General features: G+C 72.8%; 9 protein-coding genes. 3 read left to right on the forward strand and 6 right to left on the reverse strand.

The features are described from left to right. Positions 1–132: 132 nt before the first annotated feature. The 6 genes from ACZ49B_RS00420 to ACZ49B_RS00445 all read right to left on the reverse strand — a co-directional run bounded on the left by ACZ49B_RS00420 (position 133) and on the right by ACZ49B_RS00445 (position 11,703). Positions 133–1,728 (reverse strand): alpha/beta hydrolase, encoded by a 1,596-nt coding sequence (locus tag ACZ49B_RS00420; protein ID WP_468299014.1) that lies wholly within the window; start codon positions 1,726–1,728, stop codon positions 133–135. A 176-nt stretch (positions 1,729–1,904) separates the two neighbouring features. Continuing rightward, the gene (locus ACZ49B_RS00425) at positions 1,905–2,573 is read right to left on the reverse strand and encodes a hypothetical protein (RefSeq protein WP_468299016.1); all 669 of its coding nucleotides are present in this window, start codon (positions 2,571–2,573) and stop codon (positions 1,905–1,907) included. A gap of 6 nt (positions 2,574–2,579) precedes the next feature. Continuing rightward, positions 2,580–7,205, reverse strand: coding sequence for a putative T7SS-secreted protein (locus ACZ49B_RS00430; RefSeq protein WP_468299018.1), 4,626 nt, complete (start codon positions 7,203–7,205; stop codon positions 2,580–2,582). Beyond that, positions 7,202–7,825: a hypothetical protein gene (locus ACZ49B_RS00435; protein WP_468299020.1), complete on the reverse strand. Its 624-nt coding sequence runs from the start codon at positions 7,823–7,825 to the stop codon at positions 7,202–7,204. The genes ACZ49B_RS00430 and ACZ49B_RS00435 overlap by 4 nt, the downstream gene beginning before the upstream one ends. Then, entirely contained in the window at positions 7,822–8,256 is a 435-nt protein-coding gene (locus ACZ49B_RS00440; RefSeq protein ID WP_468299022.1) for an SseB family protein, read from the reverse strand. Before ACZ49B_RS00440 ends, ACZ49B_RS00435 begins: the two co-directional genes overlap by 4 nt. 564 nt (positions 8,257–8,820) lie before the next feature. Beyond that, the gene (locus ACZ49B_RS00445; protein ID WP_468299024.1) at positions 8,821–11,703 is read right to left on the reverse strand and encodes a lysylphosphatidylglycerol synthase transmembrane domain-containing protein; all 2,883 of its coding nucleotides are present in this window, start codon (positions 11,701–11,703) and stop codon (positions 8,821–8,823) included. A 158-nt stretch (positions 11,704–11,861) separates the two neighbouring features. Between ACZ49B_RS00445 and ACZ49B_RS00450 the strand changes: the two genes are divergently transcribed. The 3 genes from ACZ49B_RS00450 to ACZ49B_RS00460 all read left to right on the forward strand — a co-directional run bounded on the left by ACZ49B_RS00450 (position 11,862) and on the right by ACZ49B_RS00460 (position 19,844). Continuing rightward, positions 11,862–12,218, forward strand: a complete 357-nt coding sequence (locus tag ACZ49B_RS00450) for an MGMT family protein (RefSeq protein ID WP_468299827.1) — start codon at positions 11,862–11,864, stop codon at positions 12,216–12,218. Between the two features lie 237 nt (positions 12,219–12,455). After that, the gene (locus ACZ49B_RS00455) at positions 12,456–15,929 is read left to right on the forward strand and encodes an ATP-dependent helicase (protein ID WP_468299829.1); all 3,474 of its coding nucleotides are present in this window, start codon (positions 12,456–12,458) and stop codon (positions 15,927–15,929) included. Between the two features lie 102 nt (positions 15,930–16,031). Beyond that, on the forward strand, positions 16,032–19,844 hold the full coding sequence (locus tag ACZ49B_RS00460) for a UvrD-helicase domain-containing protein (RefSeq protein WP_468299026.1): 3,813 nt from the start codon (positions 16,032–16,034) through the stop codon (positions 19,842–19,844). The last annotated feature ends 2 nt before the right edge of the window (positions 19,845–19,846 follow it).

Here is a 19,846-nt window from a genome sequence, read left to right on the forward strand (position 1 = left end):
CCACGCTGGAGGAGCTGGGGGGGGGGGGTCCAACCGGGCGGATTCGGAGAGTCCGTTTGCCTAGCCCCTTCCGGGGGGGCCCTTTCCGCGTCTGGGAACCGCCCCCTCCGCGTGTCGGGCGCCGCGCGTGCTTCAGGCACCCGCCGGCGGCGGCTCCGGTGCCACGGGCGTCCCCGAGGGGTTCTGCGAAGGGGTGCAGACCGTGTCGGCGGCCGGCACCTTCCCGTCCAACAGGTAGGAGTTCACCGCCTGCTGCACGCACTTGTCGCCGCTGTTGTACGCGCCGTGCCCCTCGCCCTTGTACGTGAGCTCCACGCCGACGCCGGGGCCGAGCCGCTCCACCATCTTGCGGGCGCCCTCGTACGGGGTGGCCGGGTCGCCGGTGTTGCCGATGACCAGGATGGGCGCCGACCCGGGGGCCGAGACGTCCGGCGTCTCCCAGGCGCCCGGGACCGGCCAGTCGGTGCAGCTCATCAGGGCCCAGCCGAGGAAGTCCCCGAAGACGGGGGACGCGGCGCGGAAGGAGGGCAGCTTCGCCTTCGTCTGCTCGAGCGTGAAGCGGTCCTTGAAGTCGGCGCAGTTGATCGCCGTGTTGGCGGCGCCGATGTTGCTGTAGTGCCCCTGCTGGTCACGGCCGTTGAGCGCGTCGGACAACGCCATCAGCAGCTGCCCCTGCCCGCCTTCGGCCTCGTCCAGCCCCTGCTCGAGCAGCGGCCACAGCTCCTGGGAGTACAGGGCCTGTGCGATGCCGTTGGTCGCGGCGGAGTCGGTGAGCATCCGGGTGCCGATGCCGGGGATGGGCTTGTCGGCCAGGCTCTTCTGCAGCTTGATGATGTTGTCCTCGATCTCCTTGGCGGTGCTGCCCTGGAGCCGGCACTCGTCGCCGCGGTCCACGCAGGCCTGCGCGAAGTTGCCGAGGGCCAGCTGGAACCCCTTGGCCTGGCCCAGTGCCCCCTCCTCGGAGGTCTTGGTCGGATCGACGACCGCGTCGAAGACGGCCCGGCCGACGTTCTTCGGGAAGAGGTGGGCGTAGACCCCGCCGAGCTCGGTGCCGTAGGAGATCCCGAAGTAGTTCAGCTTCTCGTCGCCGAGGGCCTGGCGGATCCGGTCGAGGTCGCGGGCGGCGTTCTCGGTGCCGACGTACGGCAGCAGGCGGCCGGAGTTGTCCTTGCAGGCCTGCTGGTACTTGTCGATGTTGCCGACGAAGGTCTTCTCCTCGGCCGGTGTCTCGGGACTCGAGTCCTGGGCGTAGTAGGCGTCGAGCTCCTTGTCGTCCTCGCACCGCACGGGGGCGCTGCGGCCGACGCCGCGCGGGTCGAAGCTCACGAGGTCGTACCGCGAGCGGAGGGCCTCGTACTCCTTGGCGGCGCCGGGCAGCGTACTGATCCCGGACCCCCCGGGCCCGCCGAAGTTGAACACGAGCGACCCGAGCCGCTTGCCCTTGTCCCGCGCCTTGGCCCGGATGAGCGCGAGCGGAATGGTCTCGCCCTCGGGCTTGGCGTAGTCGAGGGGCACGTGGAGCGTGGCGCACTCCCAGTCCTTGGGCGGAGCCTGCCCCCCGCCTTCGGCGACGGTGGGCGCCTCGCACTCCCCCCACTTCAACGGCGCGGCCCCCTTGGTCCCGCCGGCCTTGGGCGTCTTGCTGCTCTCCTCGGAACACCCACCGACCCCGCCCAGCCCAAGGGCAACCACAACGGCAACGGCGCCCCGCACCACGTTTCGACCCATGCCCCCATCGTGCGTTCCCGGGCTGCGCCCCGCCCGTGCGCTGACCCATTCGGGTCGCACCGGTCGGGGCGCGTGCGCCGCCCCCGTAAGCCGTTCATCGCCGTCGGTCGTCCGTCCCCGACGCTGCTGAGGCGGCGGCCTCGGGTGTGGGTGTCGCGCTCCTGCGACCTGGCAGATCAGTGGTCGGGAACGAAGACGAGTAGTTCCTTGACACTGATCCGCCCTGCTCCGTTGCCGACGAGGGTGACTTTGGCCAGCGGGCCCCGACGCACGGTTTCCGGCCGGGGCGGGTACCAGTGGAGCGTGGTCAGTTGAACCTCGACGTCGGGCACACCGACGGCTCGGAACACCATGCCGACCTCTGCCTCACCGGTGAGGTTTTCCGCCACGCACAGCAGCTCCTCGGCGGAGCTCTTCGCGAGCTGGGTCACGTACAGCCGCGTCGCAGTCGGCGGCGCAGGCTGCGCGGCGATCGCCTGAATGATGAGTTCGATGTCCTCGGACGCGGCGATACAGAACTCCTGATCAGGCTGGCTGATGGCCGTTCCGAGTTCATGGAGGTCCCCTCCGTCCGGTCCGGTCTCGTTGAGCAGCCTCGACGGCATGATCAACGAATTCTTCCTTTCACCGAAGGACCAGGCCATGTTCCGCGGTGCATCTCGCACCACAGAAGTGAACATGTCCTTCAACTCCGGGTGTGGCTCGCTGAAACGCCAACCGAGCGTGGGTACCTGAATATGCCCAGTGGCGTGATCTATTTCGCTGGGCGATCTGAGCCACACTACAGGTGCAAATCGCTCAAGGGCCGCTTTTGCCCGCTGGAAGCGCGGCAGTGGTCCCGCCATGCTTTCTCACCTCCACTGCGTGTTCCTGCGTAGCTGCCACAGCGCGCTCAGGTCGGCTCGGCCTTCCAATCGTATGACCCGCTCGGGGTTCTGCGATCGCAGAGCCCGCTCGTAGTCTCCTCTGGGTATCGGGTCCAGGCTCAGGGTCGGATCGTATACGTAACGACCGTCGGTGTAGACCTGATGGAATTCATACTCGACATTTGTGATTCCGTTGGCCCCGGCCTCAGGAGTCCTGAGTGTCCCGGATGGGGTGATGTAGTGGACGATCTTTCCTTCGCCGTTTGCCTGTCGCATGATGAATTCGGAGATTTCGGTGCAGTCCACGTATTCGCCTCTAGGCGCATCCCGCATGGCGTCGATCAAATTCTGTTTCGGCGGGTGAGCGGGGTTCGGCTCTCTGAAATCAAAGGGATCGCGCTCCGGGCACCCATCCGGTGCAAGGCCATGAGGATCCGACCAGGTGTGGGGGTTGGTGACGTACGTGGCCGGGTTGGGGGCGGGGGCCAGGCCCAGGGGGTCCGGGGAGAGGTAGCGGGCCGATTCGGGGTCGTACGTGCGGAAGTAGTTGTGGTGGAGGCCTGACTCGGGGTCGTAGTACTGGCCCGGGAAGCGGAGCGGGGTGTAGGCCGTCGCGTCGCTGTTCCACGTGGTCGTGCCCCACAACGTGGTGCGGGTGCGCCACGCCGTCGTGCCGTCTTCGGCGAGGAGCTGGGTCGGGGTGCCGATCAGGTCGGTGACGATCGCGAAGAAGCGGTCGTCGACTTCCGCCTGGTCGAGGCGTTCCGTCTGGGTGAGGGGGTGCAGGCCCTGATGGGTCCAGGTGAGGGTGACGCCGCCGGTGGTCTGTTCGCAGAGGGTGGTGCCGTCCCAGGTGAAGAGGACCTCTTCCGCCACTGTGCCGTCTGCCGACAGGCTTCGCTTGGCGGTGCGGCGGCCCAGCGGGTCGTACGTGTACTGCCAGCGGGTGCCGTCCGGGGTGATGACCGCCGTGAGCTGGTCTTCCGGGTTCCATTCGTAGCGCCACGTGTCCGGCCTGCGGGACAGCCGGGTCTTTTGGCGCAAGGTGACACGGCCCAGCGCGTCGTGTTCGTACCGGATCGAGCCCGCGCGCGTGATGCGGGTGCCCGTGTACGCGCGCCCGCCCTGCGCCTCCGAACCCGGGTGACGGGTCGGCCAGGAGGCGCTGGTCTGGTTGCCCGCCTCGTCGTACGCGTACCGCTCCGACCAGGACGCGGCATCCACCGCCGTGACGCGGGCCGCCGCGTCGAGGGTGAAGGTGCGGGGGCCGGTCAGCGAGTCGTCGATGCCGTTGAGGTAACCGTCCGCCCGGTAGCTGTAGCCGCGGCGCTGGAGGGTCCGCCCGTCCTGGCCGACGACCGACTGAGCGGTCCGGCGGCCCATGTCGTCGTACTCGTGGGTGAGGCAGAGCGACGGGCTCAGCGTGCGGGCCAGCTCTTGGCCTGCCGCGTCTCGGTCGAAGCTCAACGTGCGACCAGCGGTGGTCAGCGTCGAGCGCCTCCCGACCGCGTCGTACGCCCACGAGGACTCCGACCCCGTGGGGGTGATGCGGCTCGTGCGGCGGCCCAGGGTGTCGTAGCCGTACGTGAGGGTGCGGCCGTCGACCGTCTCCGAGAGCAGCCGGGCCGCCTCGTCGCGCAGCCAGGTGACCGTTGCGTCCGGGGACACCGCACTCGACAGGGCGTCGAAGGCGTCGTACGCGTAGGTCGTGACCAGACCTGCCGCGTCCTTGCGAAGGACCTGGCCGAGCGCGTTGTGCTCGTACGTCGTGATCTCGCCCACCGCGTTCATGCGTGCGCTGAGGCGGCCGGCGCCGTCGTAGCCGTACGTGAGGGTGCGGCCGTCGAAGTCCGTCTCGGCGGCCAGGCGGCCGGCCGGGTCGTACGCGTAGTCCCAGGTGAGGCCCTGAGGGTTGGTGACCCCGGTGAGGCGGAGCTGCGTGTCGTGCGCGAAGGAGTAGCGGGCGCCGTCCGGGCCGGTCCGGGCGACGAGGAGGTCGAAGTCGCCGTACTCGGAGACGGTCACTCCGCCCACCGCGTCCGTGTGCGTCAGGCAGTTTCCTTCTCCGTCGTACGTCCACGATTCCGTGCTGCCATCGGCATTCACGCGGTGGAGCAGACGGCCTTCGACGCTCCAGGCGAAGCGGGTGGTGTGGCCCAGTGGGTCGGTGACGGCGATCGGGCGGCCGAAAGCGTCGCGGGCGTACTGCGTCGTCGCGCCGAGCGGGTCCGTCGCCGACACCACCTGGCCCGCCGCATCGCAGCACACCGTCGTCGTATGGCCCGAGGCGTCCGTCACCGCGGACAGGTGGCCGCGGGTGTCGTACGTGAACCGGGTCGTGATGCCGGACGGGTCGGTGACGGAGGTCCGGTTGCCGTGGTCGTCGTACGTCTGCCGGGTCACCCGCCCGTCGGGAAGGACGACCTCGACCGGCAGCCCCAGGGTGTTGTACGCCGCGTGGATCTCGCGGCCGTCCGCGCGGACCACCTTGATGAGCCGGCCCTGTTCGTCGTAGCCGAAGCGGATGGTGTGACCGAGCGGGTCCGTGCGGGAGAGCAGACGGTTGTACGCATCGTGGGTGAAGTGGGTGGTCGCGCCCGTCGGGTCGATTTCCGCCGTGATCTGGGCGCGGTCGTTGACCAGGAACTGGGTTCGGTGGCCCAGGGAATCGATCAGGGTGGTGCGGCCCGGCTCGTACGTGAAACGGACGTTGAGATGGCCGTTGGTGCCGGACTGGGCTGTGCAGCGGTGCCGGTCGTCGTAGACGTAGTCGAAATGGCGGTCGTTTGTGTCGGTCCAGGAAGTGATCCGGCCCAGTTCGTCGTAGCCGAAGCGCAGGGGACGGCCCGAGGAGTTCGTGACGTCGGTGAGGTGGCCGTCCGTGTAGCCGTAGCGGAGGACCTGGGGGCCGTCCGCCAGGGCGAGGCCGGTTACACGGCCGTCCGACGACGTCAGGTGCAGCTCGTGGCCGCCGCTGTGGGAGATGGCGCTCGGCGCGCCGGACCCGTCGTAAGAAAAGGCGATCCAGGCGCCGTTGCGGTCGTCGACCTGCAGGAGCGCGCCGTCCTCCGCGAAGTGGCGGACGTGCCCGGACTCGGGGTCGGTCACCGTGTACGCGCCGTCGACGTCGAGCGTGAGCGGCCACCGCTGGCCGTGAGTGGGCAGGACGGCGATCCCGGGCTCGGGGACCGGATAGGCGAGCAGGCTGCCGTCCTCGCGGACGAGGATGACGCCTTCCTCGTCTATCTCCAGGCGCTGGTCGACCGTACTGGCCCAGGTCGGGCCGAACCACCGGCCCGAGCGGTACGAGGATTCGAAGGTACGGCTGAACACCAGCGGCAGTGAGCCGGGGAGCACGAGGTCCGTCTGCGGGAGGATCATCCGGCCCGTCGCCATGTCGACGGGGTCCTCACGGCAGGTCAGGTCCTCCTTCTTGGCGCGCGCCGCGGCTTCCTGCTCGGCCTGCTGCGCTGCCCGCGTCGCCTCCTTCCGGGCTGCGCTCTCCGCTCCTTCCTCCGCGAGGCGGACGCTGGTACGGGTGGCGCCGACCGTGCCCTTGGTGCCGAAGAGCTCGGGGACGAGTCGGCCCAGGAACTCGCTCGGGTCTTCCAGGAAGCTGTCGAGCATGGGACCGGGAATGCGTTCGGGATGGGAGGCCGCGGAGACGAGGCCCGCCAGGGTCGTGTTGACGTGCTCGAGGTAGTCGGCGGGGTGGGTGAGGTTGTAGGGATCCGCGGGATTGAGTCCGCGCCCGAAGTTGAGGAGGCCGGCCGTGCCCTTGACGACTCCGCCGAAGAAGTGGCCGAACTCCACCGCCTGGGCGCCTTCGTAGTCGGCGAACTCGGCCAGGAGCTGCTTGGTCGTCGACGGTACGGCCGGGGCATGTGCCAGGGCTGCGGTGAGCGCCCGCTCGGCTGCCGAAGCCGCGTCGTCGCGCTGGCGACGGGCCTCGCTGAGGTGGTCCTTGGCCTCCTGGCGGCCCGCCTTGCCCGGGTCGGCGCCGAGGACGGGTTCCGGTCCGGCGTCGCGGCCCGCCGCAAGGTCTGCCTTGTAGGTCTCGGCCTTGGTCCGGTGCGCGTCCTCCGCGTCCTTCGAAGCCTTCTCGGCGGCCTTGTAGGCGTCGATCGCCGCCTGGGCCTGGCGCTGGGCCCACTCCAGCGTCTCCATGTAGCGCAGGAGCGCACCGGCGGCCGCCTCGCAGGCGTCGGCTGCGTACAGCCATTCCGTCGGGTGCATCGCGAACTTGGCGCGGAAGGCGTCGGCCGCCGCCCCTTTCCAGTGCCCCGAGTCCAGGGCCCGCATGCCCTGGCCGACCCGGTCGAAGGCGCCCTGGAAGTCCTGGAAGTGCTTGACGGTTTCGCGGATCGCGGACGGTGAGCCGTGCACCAGCTCGTTGGGCTGCTCGGTCTGGCCGAGTTCCTTCTCGCGTACTGATACTCCGAGTTTCGAGGCTACATCGTCGCCGAAGTCCTCGACCTTGTCGGCCAAGTCGTGGGCGCCGACCGTGTCGAGGGCCCTGCCGAGACCCTCGGAAGCCTTGTCCACGACATGTCCGGTGAACTCTCTCGCGTTGTCCAGGCCCTTGTCGACCAGCCGCCCCCAGTCCGTCATCGGCCGTGGCCTTCCGGTGCCGGGCCGAGCACGTCCTCGACCACGTCGTCGACTTCGCCGCGCAGCCCGGCCGCGTCGATGGCCTGGTTGCTCAGGAGCATGTCGGAGCTGTTCACGTCGTGGGCCGCACCCTTCCAGGCCTCCTTGATGTTTCCCGAGGAGCGGTCGAAGGACTCGAGGCTGTAGTCGGCGTCGCGGATCTGCGTGAAGGGGTTGTCCGACACGACGTCGCCCCAGCCCTTCCCGGTGATGTCGTCCTCGGAGGCGTACGGGTTGCCCCAGGCCGCGTTCACGGCGATCTTGAAACTGCCCTGGATGTTCTGGTCCTGCTCGTGGAGGACGCCTGCCGACAGGCCCACGTTCGCTGCGAACGCGTTCCCCTGCTGGACCAGGGACCGCACACCCCACTCCCAGCGTTGGCAGAACGACCTGAGGGTGGAGGCCAGGCCGTCGTGGCCCGTCTGCATGCCGGAGAGGCCCAGGTGGGAGAAACCGCGGCCCATGCCGGCCGTGCCGACCATGCCGAGTTCCTCCAGCTCGGACAGCGTGTCCGTGATGCCTTTCGCGATCTGATCCAACGCCTGCTTCGAGACGTCCAGATCTGGCTGATCCCCGCTCACGCGGCCGCCTCCCCGTCGAGCGCTGCCGCGGCAGGAACGATTCCGCGCATGGGCGGGAAAACCGCGCCGTCGGGGCCGGCAGCGTTCAGGGCCACCCCGCACGGGAAGTCCAGCGCCGGGATGACCTCATCGAGCAGCCGGGCTCCGGTCACCCCCCGGTACGTCCATTCCCGCGAGGCATCGCCCCGTGCTACGGCGAACCGGGCCAGCGCCTCCTCGTCGGAGAAAGCGCAGATCCAGTCCAGGCCGCCGAGTTCGGCCGTCCACAGGCCGCCTTGTTCGTCCAGCGGCACGAGTGCCACCCGGCTGCGAAAGCCCGCCAGTCGTTCCAGCACTGCTGCACGGGCCGACTCGAAGGGATCGGCTACGGGTTCGTGCGTTCGCCCCGCGGCCTCCGTCCGCAGCCGGCCCCACTCCTCGTCGAACCCCATTCCGACACCCCCCGTACCGTTTGCAATCGAACGCAATTCTGTGGGGTGTTCGAGTTGGATCCAACTTTGCGCCTTGCCCGGCGCACATATTGAGACGGCGTCAGGGCTCGGAGAGGGTTGCGCGCCGTGCGGGCCGTGGCGATGCAGGCCGCCACGCCTATGCCCTCGTACGCCGCGCCGCACAGGGTGAGGCCCGGGAGCATGACGTTGCCTCGCGGTTGCGGGTAGGCGCCGGCCGGGGAGGGGTGGAAGGAGCTGCCGTCGTCGTCTTGAGGACGTGGGCTCCGCAGGACTTCGACGGCTTGCGGAAAGGAGCCCGCGCCGCCGGCTACTTGGAGGGCTACCGGGGCGCAGGCCCCCGCCGCCTGCGTCCGGCGCGGGGCAGGAGGGCGCCCCTGCTCGGCCGGGGCCGCGCGCCGCGAGGGGTGGTCGGTGCGGCCGGCGGAAGTCCCGTCGGCGAACTCCGGCCCCGCCCGGCGTTCGAGGCGCGGGCCCGGCGCAGGCGGGCTGTGCGACGGGGGTCACAGCCGCGGCGCGGCGCGGGCGGGGTTCGCACCCGCGGAGTCAGATGGCTTCCTTGCGGGTCAGGTAGTTGAACGAGATCCAGCCCGGCAGTACCGGCAGCCAGAACGTCATCAGGCGGAACAGCAGCACCGCCGAGATGGCGACCTCCTTGTCCAGCCCGGCCGCGATCAGGCCCAGCGTCAGCGTCGTCTCCACCGCGCCGATACCGCCCGGCGTCGGCGCCGCCGAACCCAGGGCGTTGCCCGCCAGGAAGACCACGGCGATGCTCGCGTAGCTGATGGCCTGGCCGCCGCCGAACGCCCGGATCGACGCGTCCAGGCACATCACGAAGCAGCCCGTCAGCAGCAGCATGCCGCCGATGCCCGTCATGAGCTTCTGCGGCCGCTGGAGCACGTCCAGCATGCGCGGCACGACACCCGCGAACAGCGCCCGCACCCGCGTGGCCACGAACTTCCGCAGGAACGGCACCGCCGTCACCACCAGCACCAGCACCGCCACCGTCAGCAGACCCGCGATGACCGTCCGGGACGGGGTCATCTCCGGGGTCTTCTCGGTGCCCGTCAGGTAGCCGAAGGCCAGCAGCAGCAGGACGTGGCTCGCCAGCCCGAACAGCTGCGAGGCACCCACGCTCGCCACCGCCAGCCCCGGCCGGATCCCGGCCCGCTGCAGGAAGCGGGTGTTCAGCGCGACACCGCCGACCGCCGCCGGTGCCACCAGCTTCACGAAGGACCCCGCCACCTGCGCGACCACCGTCCGCAGGAACGGCACCCGCTCCGGTACGAAGCCCAGCAGGCTCATCGCCGCCGCGAAGTACGTGAGCGCCGAGAAGGCCAGCGCGGCTCCCACCCAGCCCCACTCCGCCTCGCCGACGATCGTCGCGAAGTCCACGTGCGCCAGCTGCGTGAGCAGGAAGTACGCACCGAACGCCCCCGCGATGAACGACACCAGCGTCCGCGGCCGGATCCGCTCCAGCCGGGCCGGCTCCACCGGCGCCTGCGGGCGGATCAGCAGCACCTGCTGGCGGATCTGGCTCAGCAGGTCCTCCTCGCGGGCCCCGTCGAGTGCGTCGTCGAGCGCCTTCTTCTCGGCCTTCTTCTCCGCGGCCGTGACCGCCGCCGACTTGGCCCCGGCCTTGCCCGCCTTGCCGCCCGCCTTGCCACCCGGCTTGCCGGCCTTCTCCGCCTTGCGGTCCGGCTTCGCTTCCTCCGCAGCCGCCTCGCGCGCCGCCTTCGCCGCCCGCGAGGACTCCAGTACGGCCTCCCGCTGCCGGTCGGCCCGCTCCCGGGCCAGCCTGCGCAGCGTCGCCCGGGTGGAGCGGCTCAGCGCGATCGGCTGGAGCAGCGGCAGGCAGTCCGCCACCGCGTCCGGGCCGAGCACCGACAGCGCCGAGGCCACCGCGCGCTCCGCGCCGATCCGCAGGCCGAGCGTGGTCAGCAGCTGCGCGATGTCCATCCGGAGCACCAGGTCGCCGGCCGCGATCTCGCCGCCGCGCAGGTCGGTGAGGACGACATTGCCGGAACGATCCACCACGAGCGCGTCGCCGGTGAGCCGCCGGTGCGCGATCCGCCGCGACTGGAGCGCCTGTACCTGCTTCCACGTGCTGCGGGTCAGGTCGTCGGTGATCTCCTCGTCGGCGAGCGCGTCGAGAGGCCGGCCGTCCAGGTGCTCGTACACGAGCATCACGGCGTCCGGGCCGAGCTCGGAGGTGGCGATCAGCTTCGGCGCGTTGGCCCCGGCCGCGATGGCCGCGTACGCGAGCAGCGCCTCCTGCTCCAGCGCCTGGCGCAGCGACTGGAGGCTGCGCCGCGTCGTGATGCCGCGCAGGGTGAGCCGGCGCCAGACCCGGTAGAAGAACCCGTGGGCCTGCTGCTCGCGGTCGACGACGGTGACGTCGAGCGGCGGGCCGTCCTCCAACGTGACGTGGTACCGGCGGCCCCGGTCGCTCACCTCCGAGGCGTCGGCGCCGTCCGGGAGCTCCGCGCGCATGGCGCTGACCGGCTTGAAGCCGACCCGGCGCAGGCCGGCGAGGAGGGTCTGCCCGGTGGGGCGGACGTTCGGCGAGCCGACGGCGTACAGGGTCCCGTACGCGACGCTCCAGCCGATCAGCACGGTCAGGATGATCGAGAACGGGGTGGTGTACCCGCTCACCAGCATCGCGAAGGCGTCGAGCAGCAGCACCACCCACAGCGCGACCCGCCAGCGCGGCCTGCGGGTCATGCCGACGGCGGTCATGTACGCGATGACGGGCGCGAGGTAGCCGTGCACCGGGTCGGTGAGGGGGCCGCCGGCGCTGGTGGGACGGGTGAGGGCGTCCTGGATGGTGTCGGACGCGGCCTGGGAGACCCACAGGTCGGTGGCCAGGGTGACGCCGTGCGCGAGGACGGCGGCGAGCACGCCGTCGGCGATGCGCAGCCCGTCCCGCTTGATCAGCCGCTCGATGGCGAAGGCGACGGGTACGAGCAGCACGGCGATGCTGGACACCAGCCCGGCGACCTTGATCAGCAGATCGGGTGCGGCGCCGGTGCCCTGGGAGATGTCGGCCTCGAGGCCGGCGGTGGTGCGGTGCGCGAAGGCGGCGATGCCGAGGACGACGGCGATGCCGAGGACGCCGACGAGGAGGCGTACGAGGTCGGACGGGCGGTGGACGCGGGCGGCGAGCAGCGGCTCGTCGACCTCGACCTGGTCGGCGGACGCGGAGGCGCGCCCGTGCGGCCCCTCGGAGCCGGCCGCGCCGGGCTTGTCCCCCGCTCCGGCTCCCGCCCCGGCGGTGGCCCGGGCCCGGGGACCGGGCTCGGGTGCGGACCCCGTCCGCTCGGGCTCGGGTGTGGCCCGACCGGGGGGCTCGTCGGGGAGCTTCCCGGGCCCGGGGCGCGGGTCTGGGCGCGTGCCGTCGTCCTCAGCCGCGCCGTCCGGAGGGCTCACACCCTGCTCCTTCGTCGTCACTTCCGTCTCTTCTTGATCACGTATCACCAGTCACCGCCCGGAAGATGGTGGCACGGACCGACCGGCGGGCGGGTCATCAGGGTGCGCGCCGGTACGGAAGGAAACCTTCCGGGAACCGGTCCGTGATGTACGGCACCATGGGCGGAATGAGCGAAGAGCTGCCCGCGTACGCGGAGCGGGTGCTGGAGGCGGCCGAGCGGATTCCGCCCGGCCGGGTGATGACGTACGGGGACGTCGCCGAATGGCTCGGCGAGGGCGGACCGCGCCAAGTGGGGCGCGTGATGGCCCTGTACGGGGGAGCCGTGCCCTGGTGGCGGGTGGTCCGGGCGGACGGGCGACCGCTGCCCGGCAGCGAGCACCGGGCCCTGGAGCACTACCGCGCGGAGGCCACCCCGCTGCGTCTGACCGGCGACGGCGAGGCCCGGCTGAACATGCCGCGGGCGCGCTGGGACGGGCCGGAGGAGCACGCCGCACGGGACGAGGGTCACATCTGACAGCTTCGTCCATGCGGGGCCCGGGCGGGCGGTCGGGCGCCCGTACGGGCGACGGTGCGGGGGACCGTCGAGGGCTGCCGCGGCCTCCCTGTCGGTACCCCGGGGAACTGCGCGGGACCCGCCGGTTGCCGTAGCGTTGCCTCTTCGGCAAGCGCGGCAGCGGCCGCGGAGCCCGCAGCGGGCGCAGCAACCGCAGCAACCGCAGACCCACCAGGACCTGGACCGGCACCCCACGTGATCACCTCTCCATCCGACCGCTCCGAGCGGCGGCGTACGCGGACCCCTGACGCGTACCGCCTCGTGCGCACCGGGCCGGAACGGGTGGATCCCCCTCTTCTGGACGCAGCGCAGCAGGCGGTGGTTGATCACACCGGCGGCCCGCTTCTCGTCCTGGCCGGACCGGGCACCGGGAAGACGACCACGCTGGTCGAAGCGGCCGCGGCCCGGGTCGAAGCCGGCACGGACCCCGCCCGGATCCTGATCCTCACCTTCAGCCGCAAGGCGGCCGTGGAGCTGCGCGACCGGGCCGCCCTGCGGCTCGGCGGGGCGCGGGCCCCGCAGGCCACCACGTTCCACTCCTTCTGCTACGGGCTGGTGCGCGCCCACCAGGACACCGACCTGTTCGCGGATCCGCTGCGCCTGCTGTCCGGGCCGGAGCAGGACGTGACGGTCCGGACCCTGCTGGAGGGCCAGCGCCACATCCGGTCCATCCGCTGGCCCGACGACCTGCGGGCCGCGCTGACCACGCGCGGCTTCGCGGACGAGGTCCGCGCGGTGCTCGCCCGCGCCCGCGAGCTGGGCCTCGGCCCGACGGCGCTCGACGCGTTCGCGACCCGGCTGGGCCGCCCGGACTGGAAGGCGGCGGCCGCGTTCCTCTCCGAGTACCTGGACGTCCTCGACATGCAGGGCACGCTGGACTACGCGGAGCTCGTCCACCGGGCGGTCCTGCTGGCGGAACGCACCCCCTCCCTGGCCCTGTCGTACGACGTGATCTACGTGGACGAGTACCAGGACACGGACGCCTCCCAGCTGCGCCTGCTGCGCGCCCTGGCCGGGCCGGCGGGCACGCTGGTGGCGTTCGGCGACCCGGACCAGTCGATCTACGCCTTCCGCGGCGCCGACATCAACAACGTCCTGGACTTCGAGGGCTCCTTCCCGGGAGCGGCGGTGCACGCCCTGACGGTGGCCCGGCGCTCGGGCGCCGACCTCCTCGCGGCGACCCGGCTGCTGACCACCCGCATGCCGGTCCCGCGCCTCCCGTCGGCGGCGGTCCGCGCCCACCGCGCCCTGGCCCCGGTCCGGGAGGGCGGCGGGGTGGAGGTGTTCACGTACCCCACGGCCGGCGCCGAACTGGACAACATCGCCGACATCCTGCGCCGGGCGCACCTGGAGGACGGCGTGCCGTGGCAGGACATGGCCGTCTTGGTCCGCTCCGGCGGCCGCACCCTCCCGGCGATGCGCCGGGCCCTGATCTCGGCGGGAGTCCCGGCGGAAACGGACGGCTCGGACACCCCCCTGCGCCACGAACCGGCGATCACCCCCCTCCTCACGGCCCTCCGCACCGCCGCGACCCCGGCCACGGCTGACTCCGGGGCGGACGGGCGGGGTCCTTCCCCCGACCCCGCCGCCGCGGACACGGCTGACCTCGGCCCGGCCGGGCACGGCATCGGCAGCTCCGCCGCCGCCCTGGCCGCCGCAGGCGCCGGAAGCGACGTCGCCCCCGAGACCGCCGGAAGCGACGTCGCCCCCGAGACCGCCGGAAGCGACGTCGCCCCCGAGACCGCCGCAGGCGACGGCGTGGACCCCGAGGCCGGGCCCGCCGCAGGCGACGGCGAGGGGTGGGTCGGCGTCGAGGCGGCGCTCACGCTGTTGAGTTCGCCGCTCGGCGGGATGGATGCCGCCGATCTGCGCCGGCTCGGGCGGGCCCTGCGCGACGAGGAGCGGGCCGCCGGCATCAAGGTGCCGGCCCCGTCCGACGTCCTGCTCGCGCGCGCCCTCGCCGAGCCCGAACGGCTCACCGCCCACGACCCCGCCTACGCCCGCGGCGCGCAGCGCCTCGGCCTGCTCCTGCGCAAGGCCCGCGAGCTCCTCCAGGGCGGCGGCACCGCCGAAGAGGCCCTGTGGACCCTCTGGGAGGGCACCCCCTGGCCCCAGCGCCTGGAGCGCAACGCCCGCCGCGGCGGCGCGGCCGGCCGCAACGCCGACCGCGACCTCGACGCCGTCTGCGCGCTCTTCGACACCGCCGCCCGCGCCGAGGAGCGCACCGGCGGCCGCGGCGCCCTCAACTTCCTCGAACAGCTCGAGGCCGAGGACATCGCCGCCGACACCCTCACCACCCGCGCCACCCGCTCCGAGGCCGTCCGCCTCATGACCGCCCACCGTTCCAAGGGCCTGGAGTGGCGGCTCGTCGTCGTGGCCGGCGTACAGGAAGGGCTCTGGCCCGACCTGCGCCGCCGCGGCTCCCTCCTCGAAGCCGACCGCATCGGCCGGGACGGCCTCGCCGAGCCCCTCACCCCCGGCGCGCTCCTGGCCGAGGAACGCCGCCTCTTCTACGTCGCCGCCACCCGCGCCCGCGACTGCCTCGTCGTCACCGCCGTCAAGGCCCCCGCCGAGGACGGCGACCAGCCCTCCCGCTTCCTCACCGAGCTCGGCGTCACCCCCAAGGACGTCACCGGCCGCCCCCGCCGCCCCCTGGCCGTTCCCGCGCTCGTCGCCGAGCTGCGCGCCACCACCGTCGACCCCGACGCCTCGCCCGCGCTGCGCGACGCCGCCGCCCGCCGCCTCGCCCGCCTCGCCGCGCTCACCGACGAGGACGACCGCCCGCTGGTCCCCGCCGCGCACCCGCAGCGCTGGTGGGGGCTGTACGAGCCCACCCGCAGCAGCGTCCCCCTGCGCGACCGGGACCGGCCCGTCGCGCTCTCCGGCAGCGCCCTGGACCAGCTCGCCAACACCTGCTCCCTCCAGTGGTTCCTCGGCCGCGAGGTCAAGGCCGACGCCCCCTCCACCGCCGCCCAGGGCTTCGGCAACGTCGTCCACGTCCTCGCCGACGAGGTCGCCTCCGGCCGCACCCCCGCCGACCTCGCCGTCCTGATGGAACGCCTCGACTCCGTCTGGGACGCCCTCGCCTTCGACGCCCCCTGGAAATCCCGCCAGGAGAAGGACAACGCCCGCGCCGCCCTGGAGCGCTTCCTGCGCTGGCACACCACCGACCGCGCGGGCAGGGCGGCCGTGGCCACGGAGCACGCGTTCGACGTCACGCTCGAAGCGGGCGACTACGCCGTTCGGATCCGGGGTTCCATGGACAGGGTCGAATCGGACCCCCAGGGGCGTGCGTACGTCGTCGACTTCAAGACCGGCAAGGCCGCGCCCACGAAGGACGAGGTCGCGCGGCACCCCCAGCTCGCCGTGTACCAGCTCGCGGTGCGCGAAGGCGCCGTCGACGAGGTCTTCGACGGGTTGCGCCCCGAAGCGGGCGGTGCCGAGCTGGTGCATCTGCGCCAGGGCGCCGCCCAGCGCGACGGCGGCGACGCGGTGCCCAAGATCCAGGCGCAGCAGCCGCTGAACGGCGAATGGGTCGGCGACCTGCTCGCCACCGCCGCCGGGCGGGTCCTGGACGAGCGCTTCGCGCCCGCCACCGGCAAGCACTGCGACCACTGCTCCTTCCGCAGCTCGTGCAGCGCGCGCCCGGAGGGCCGCCAGACGGTGGAGTGAGTCACACGGCCGGAACCACGGGGCAACCGGTGACCGGCCATTGGCCGACCGGCCGGTGAGACGGCGGCCGGGAGTGTCCGTGGGTCCGGCTAGCCTCTTCACGTGTCCGCGCGTCCGTCCGTCCTCACCGACCCCGAGCAGCTCAAGGAGCTCCTCGGCATCCCCTTCACGCCCGAACAGCTGGCCTGCATCACCGCCCCGGCCGCCCCTCAGGTCATCGTGGCCGGCGCCGGCTCCGGCAAGACCACCGTCATGGCCGCCCGCGTGGTCTGGCTGGTCGGCACCGGAGCGGTCGCGCCCGAGCAGGTCCTCGGCCTGACCTTCACCAACAAGGCCGCCGGCGAGCTCGCCGAGCGCGTACGCAAGGCCCTCGCGCGGGCCGGCATCAGCGACCCGGACCCTTCCCCGGCCGAGGCCGACGCCGCCGGCGGGGAGCCGCGCATCTCCACGTACCACGCCTTCGCCGGCCAGCTCCTGAAGGACCACGGCCTGCGCATCGGCCTCGAGCCCAGCGCCCGCCTTCTCGCCGACGCCACCCGCTTCCAGCTCGCCGCGCGCGTGCTGCGCGGGGCCCCCGGCCCCTATCCGGCGCTCACCAAATCCGTTCCCGACCTGGTCAGCGACCTGCTCGCGCTCGACGGGGAACTCTCCGAGCACCTGGTCACCCCGGCCGAGCTGCGCGCGTACGACACGGAGCTCCTCGACACCCTCGCCGGCGCCAAGCTCACCAACGAGGACCTGCGCAAGGTCCCCGAGGCCGTGCGCGGCCGCCTCGAGCTGCTGGAGCTGACCGAGCGCTACCGCGCCGCCAAACGCTCCCGCGACCTGCTCGACTTCAGCGACCAGATAGCCCTCTCCGCGCAGCTCGCCACCACCCGGCCCGAGGTCGGGGCGCTGCTGCGCGAGGAGTTCCGGGTGGTCCTGCTCGACGAGTACCAGGACACCTCCGTGGCCCAGCGGCTCCTGCTGTCCGGCCTGTTCGGCGGGGGCAGCGGGCACGCCGTGACCGCCGTCGGCGACCCCTGCCAGGCGATCTACGGCTGGCGCGGCGCGTCCGTGGCCAACCTGGACGACTTCCCCGAGCACTTCCCGCACGCCGACGGGCGCCCCGCGACCCGGTTCTCGCTGAGCGAGAACCGGCGCAGCGGCGGCCGCCTCCTGGACCTGGCCAACGGGCTGGCCGCGCCGCTGCGGTCCCTGCACGAGGGCGTCGAAGCGCTGCGCGCGGCGCCGGGGGAGGAGCAGGCCGGTACGGTCCGCTGCGCCCTGCTGAACACGCACGCCGAGGAGCTCGAGTGGCTCGCGGACTCGGTCGCGCACCTGGTCCGTACGGGGACGGAGCCGCGCGAGATCGCGGTGCTGTGCCGGTCCGCGCGGGACTTCGCGCAGATCCAGGCCGTACTGGTGGCCCGGGACGTGCCGGTGGAGGTCGTCGGGCTCTCGGGACTGCTGCACCTCCCGGAGGTCGCGGACCTGGTCGCGGTGTGCGAGGTGCTCCAGGACCCGGGGGCCAACGCCTCCCTGGTCCGGCTCCTCATCGGCCCGCGCTGGCGGATCGGCGCCCGCGACCTGGCGCTGCTGGGTCGCCGGGCGCGGCAGCTGATCGGCCGCGCGCCGGCCGAGGTCGAACCGGACGAGCGCCTCGCGGCGGCGGTGGAGGGCGTCGACCCGGCGGAGATCGTCTCGCTGGCGGACGCGCTGGAGACGTTCCTGGACGGGGCCGGCTCCGGCTCCGGCTCTGGCTCTGGCTCTGGTTCTGCCTCCGATGACCTGCCGTTCTCCGCTGCGGCCCGGGTCCGCTTCGCGCACCTCGCCCAGGAGCTGCGCGACCTGCGGCGTTCGCTCGCGGACCCGCTGATGGACGTACTGCACCGGGTGCTGGCCGTGACCGGCCTGGACGTGGAGTTGTCGGCGTCGCCGCACGCGCTGGCGGCCCGGCGCCGCGAGTCGCTGTCCGGCTTCCTGGACGTGGCGGCCGGTTTCGCGTCGCTGGACGGCGAGGCGTCCCTGCTGGCCTTCCTCGGTTTCCTGCGCACGGCGGTCCAGTACGAGAAGGGCCTGGACCACGCCCTCCCCGGCGGGGAGAACACGGTGAAGGTGCTCACCGCCCACAAGTCCAAGGGGCTGGAGTGGGACGTCGTGGTGGTCCCGGACCTCTGCGCGGGCTCGTTCCCGAAGGAGAAGGCCCCGGAGCCGTGGACCTCGTACGCCAAGGTCCTGCCGTACGGCCTGCGGGGCGACGCGGCCACCCTCCCGGCCGATCCGCCGTGGACCTCGGCGGGCCTGAAGTCTTTCAAGGCCTCCCTGAAGGAGCACAAGGCGGTGGAGGAACTCCGTCTGGGCTACGTGACGTTCACCCGCCCCCGCTCGCTCCTCCTGGCCTCGGCGCACTGGTGGGGCCCGACGCAGAAGAAGCGCCGCGGCCCGTCCCCGTTCCTGTCCTCCCTCTACGACCACTGCGTGGCGGGCCACGGCGAGATCGAAGCCTGGGCGGAGGAACCGGACCCGGACGCGGAGAACCCCTCCCTCGCCACGGAGTCCACCCCCGACCGGTCCTGGCCCCTGGCCCTGGACCCGGACTCCCTCGAACTCCGCCGCGCGGCGGCAGCCCTGGTCGAGTCCCACCTGGCCACCCCGGCCCCGGACCCGGACCCCTACGTCTGGCCCCCGCACTGCGAGGACCCGTCGTACGCCGACGAACCCGCCCCTGCCGACGACGACCTCTGGGCGGCCGACGAGGCCTGGGCCGCCCCGGCCGCCGCCGAACCGAGCCCGCCGGGCCGGGCCGCCACCCCGTCTCCGGACTCGGACGATGACCTCTGGGCAGCGGATCCGGCCTGGGCCGGGCCGAGCGACGGCGTGGCGATCCCGCACGCCCGCGCCGAGGCGGGCTCGGACATGCCGGCCGGCACCGACCCCTGGCCGGCAGACGCCTCCGGCGCCGACCCCTGGCCTGCAGACGCCTCCGGCGCCGGGCCGGCCGACGGCGCCCCCGCCGTGCCCCGGGCCCGGGGCGGCGCCCCCGCCGACCCGTACGACGATCTGTGGCCGGACGACGACCGGGATTCCGGCGAACCCCGGGAAGGGCCGGGCGCGCCCGCCGCGGGCCCGCCCCCGCTCGGAGCCCGGAGCCGGGGCGGGAGGCGCCCGGCCCCCGGAGCCGGTGCCCGGGGCGCCACGGCAGCGGCCGGTCTCACGCCCGAGGAAGCCCGGGCCGTCGCGTCCTGGGACCGGGACCTCGACGCCCTCGAGGGCGAGCTCCGGCGTGCCCGCGCCGCCGTGCGCGACGTCGAGCTCCCGGCCGCCCTCTCCGCCAGCCAGCTCCTCCGCCTCGCCGCGGACGAGCAGGGCTTCGCCCGCGACCTCGCCCGCCCCATGCCCAAGCCCCCGCAGCCCGCGGCACGCCAGGGCACGCGCTTCCACGCCTGGGTCGAGTCCCGGTTCGACGAGCTCCCGCTGCCGCTCCTCGACGTCCTCGACCCCGCCACCGAGCTGCCGGGCTCCGATCAGGAGATCGCCGACGAGGCCGACCTCGACTCCCTCAAGGCCGCCTTCGAGCGGAGCGAGTACGCCGAGCGCACCCCCCACCGCATGGAGGTCCCGGTCCAGCTCACCCTCGCCGGCCGCGTCGTCCGCGGACGGATCGACGCCGTGTACCGCAACCACGACGACTCGTACGAAATCGTCGACTGGAAGACCGGCCGCACCACCGAGGCCGACCCCCTCCAGCTCGCCGTCTACCGCCTGGCCTGGGCGGAAGCCACCGGCACGCCCCTCGACCGGGTCCACGCCGCTTTCCTCCACGTCCGCAGCGGCCGCGTGATCCGGCCCCGCAACCTCCCCGACCGGGCCCGTCTTGAGCGGATCCTCCAAGGCAAACCGGACACGGACAGTGACCGGCAACCCGACAGTTAGGC

This window comes from Streptomyces sp. NPDC031132 (genome assembly GCF_055570595.1).

Bases quoted from the DNA above. Each gene is read 5' to 3' on its own strand.
- ACZ49B_RS00425 (WP_468299016.1), bottom strand. From the start codon at position 2,573: ATGGCGGGACCACTGCCGCGCTTCCAGCGGGCAAAAGCGGCCCTTGAG.
- ACZ49B_RS00450 (WP_468299827.1), top strand. From the start codon at position 11,862: ATGGGCGGAATGAGCGAAGAGCTGCCCGCGTACGCGGAGCGGGTGCTG.
- ACZ49B_RS00430 (WP_468299018.1), bottom strand. From the start codon at position 7,205: ATGACGGACTGGGGGCGGCTGGTCGACAAGGGCCTGGACAACGCGAGA.
- ACZ49B_RS00440 (WP_468299022.1), bottom strand. From the start codon at position 8,256: ATGGGGTTCGACGAGGAGTGGGGCCGGCTGCGGACGGAGGCCGCGGGG.
- ACZ49B_RS00420 (WP_468299014.1), bottom strand. From the start codon at position 1,728: ATGGGTCGAAACGTGGTGCGGGGCGCCGTTGCCGTTGTGGTTGCCCTT.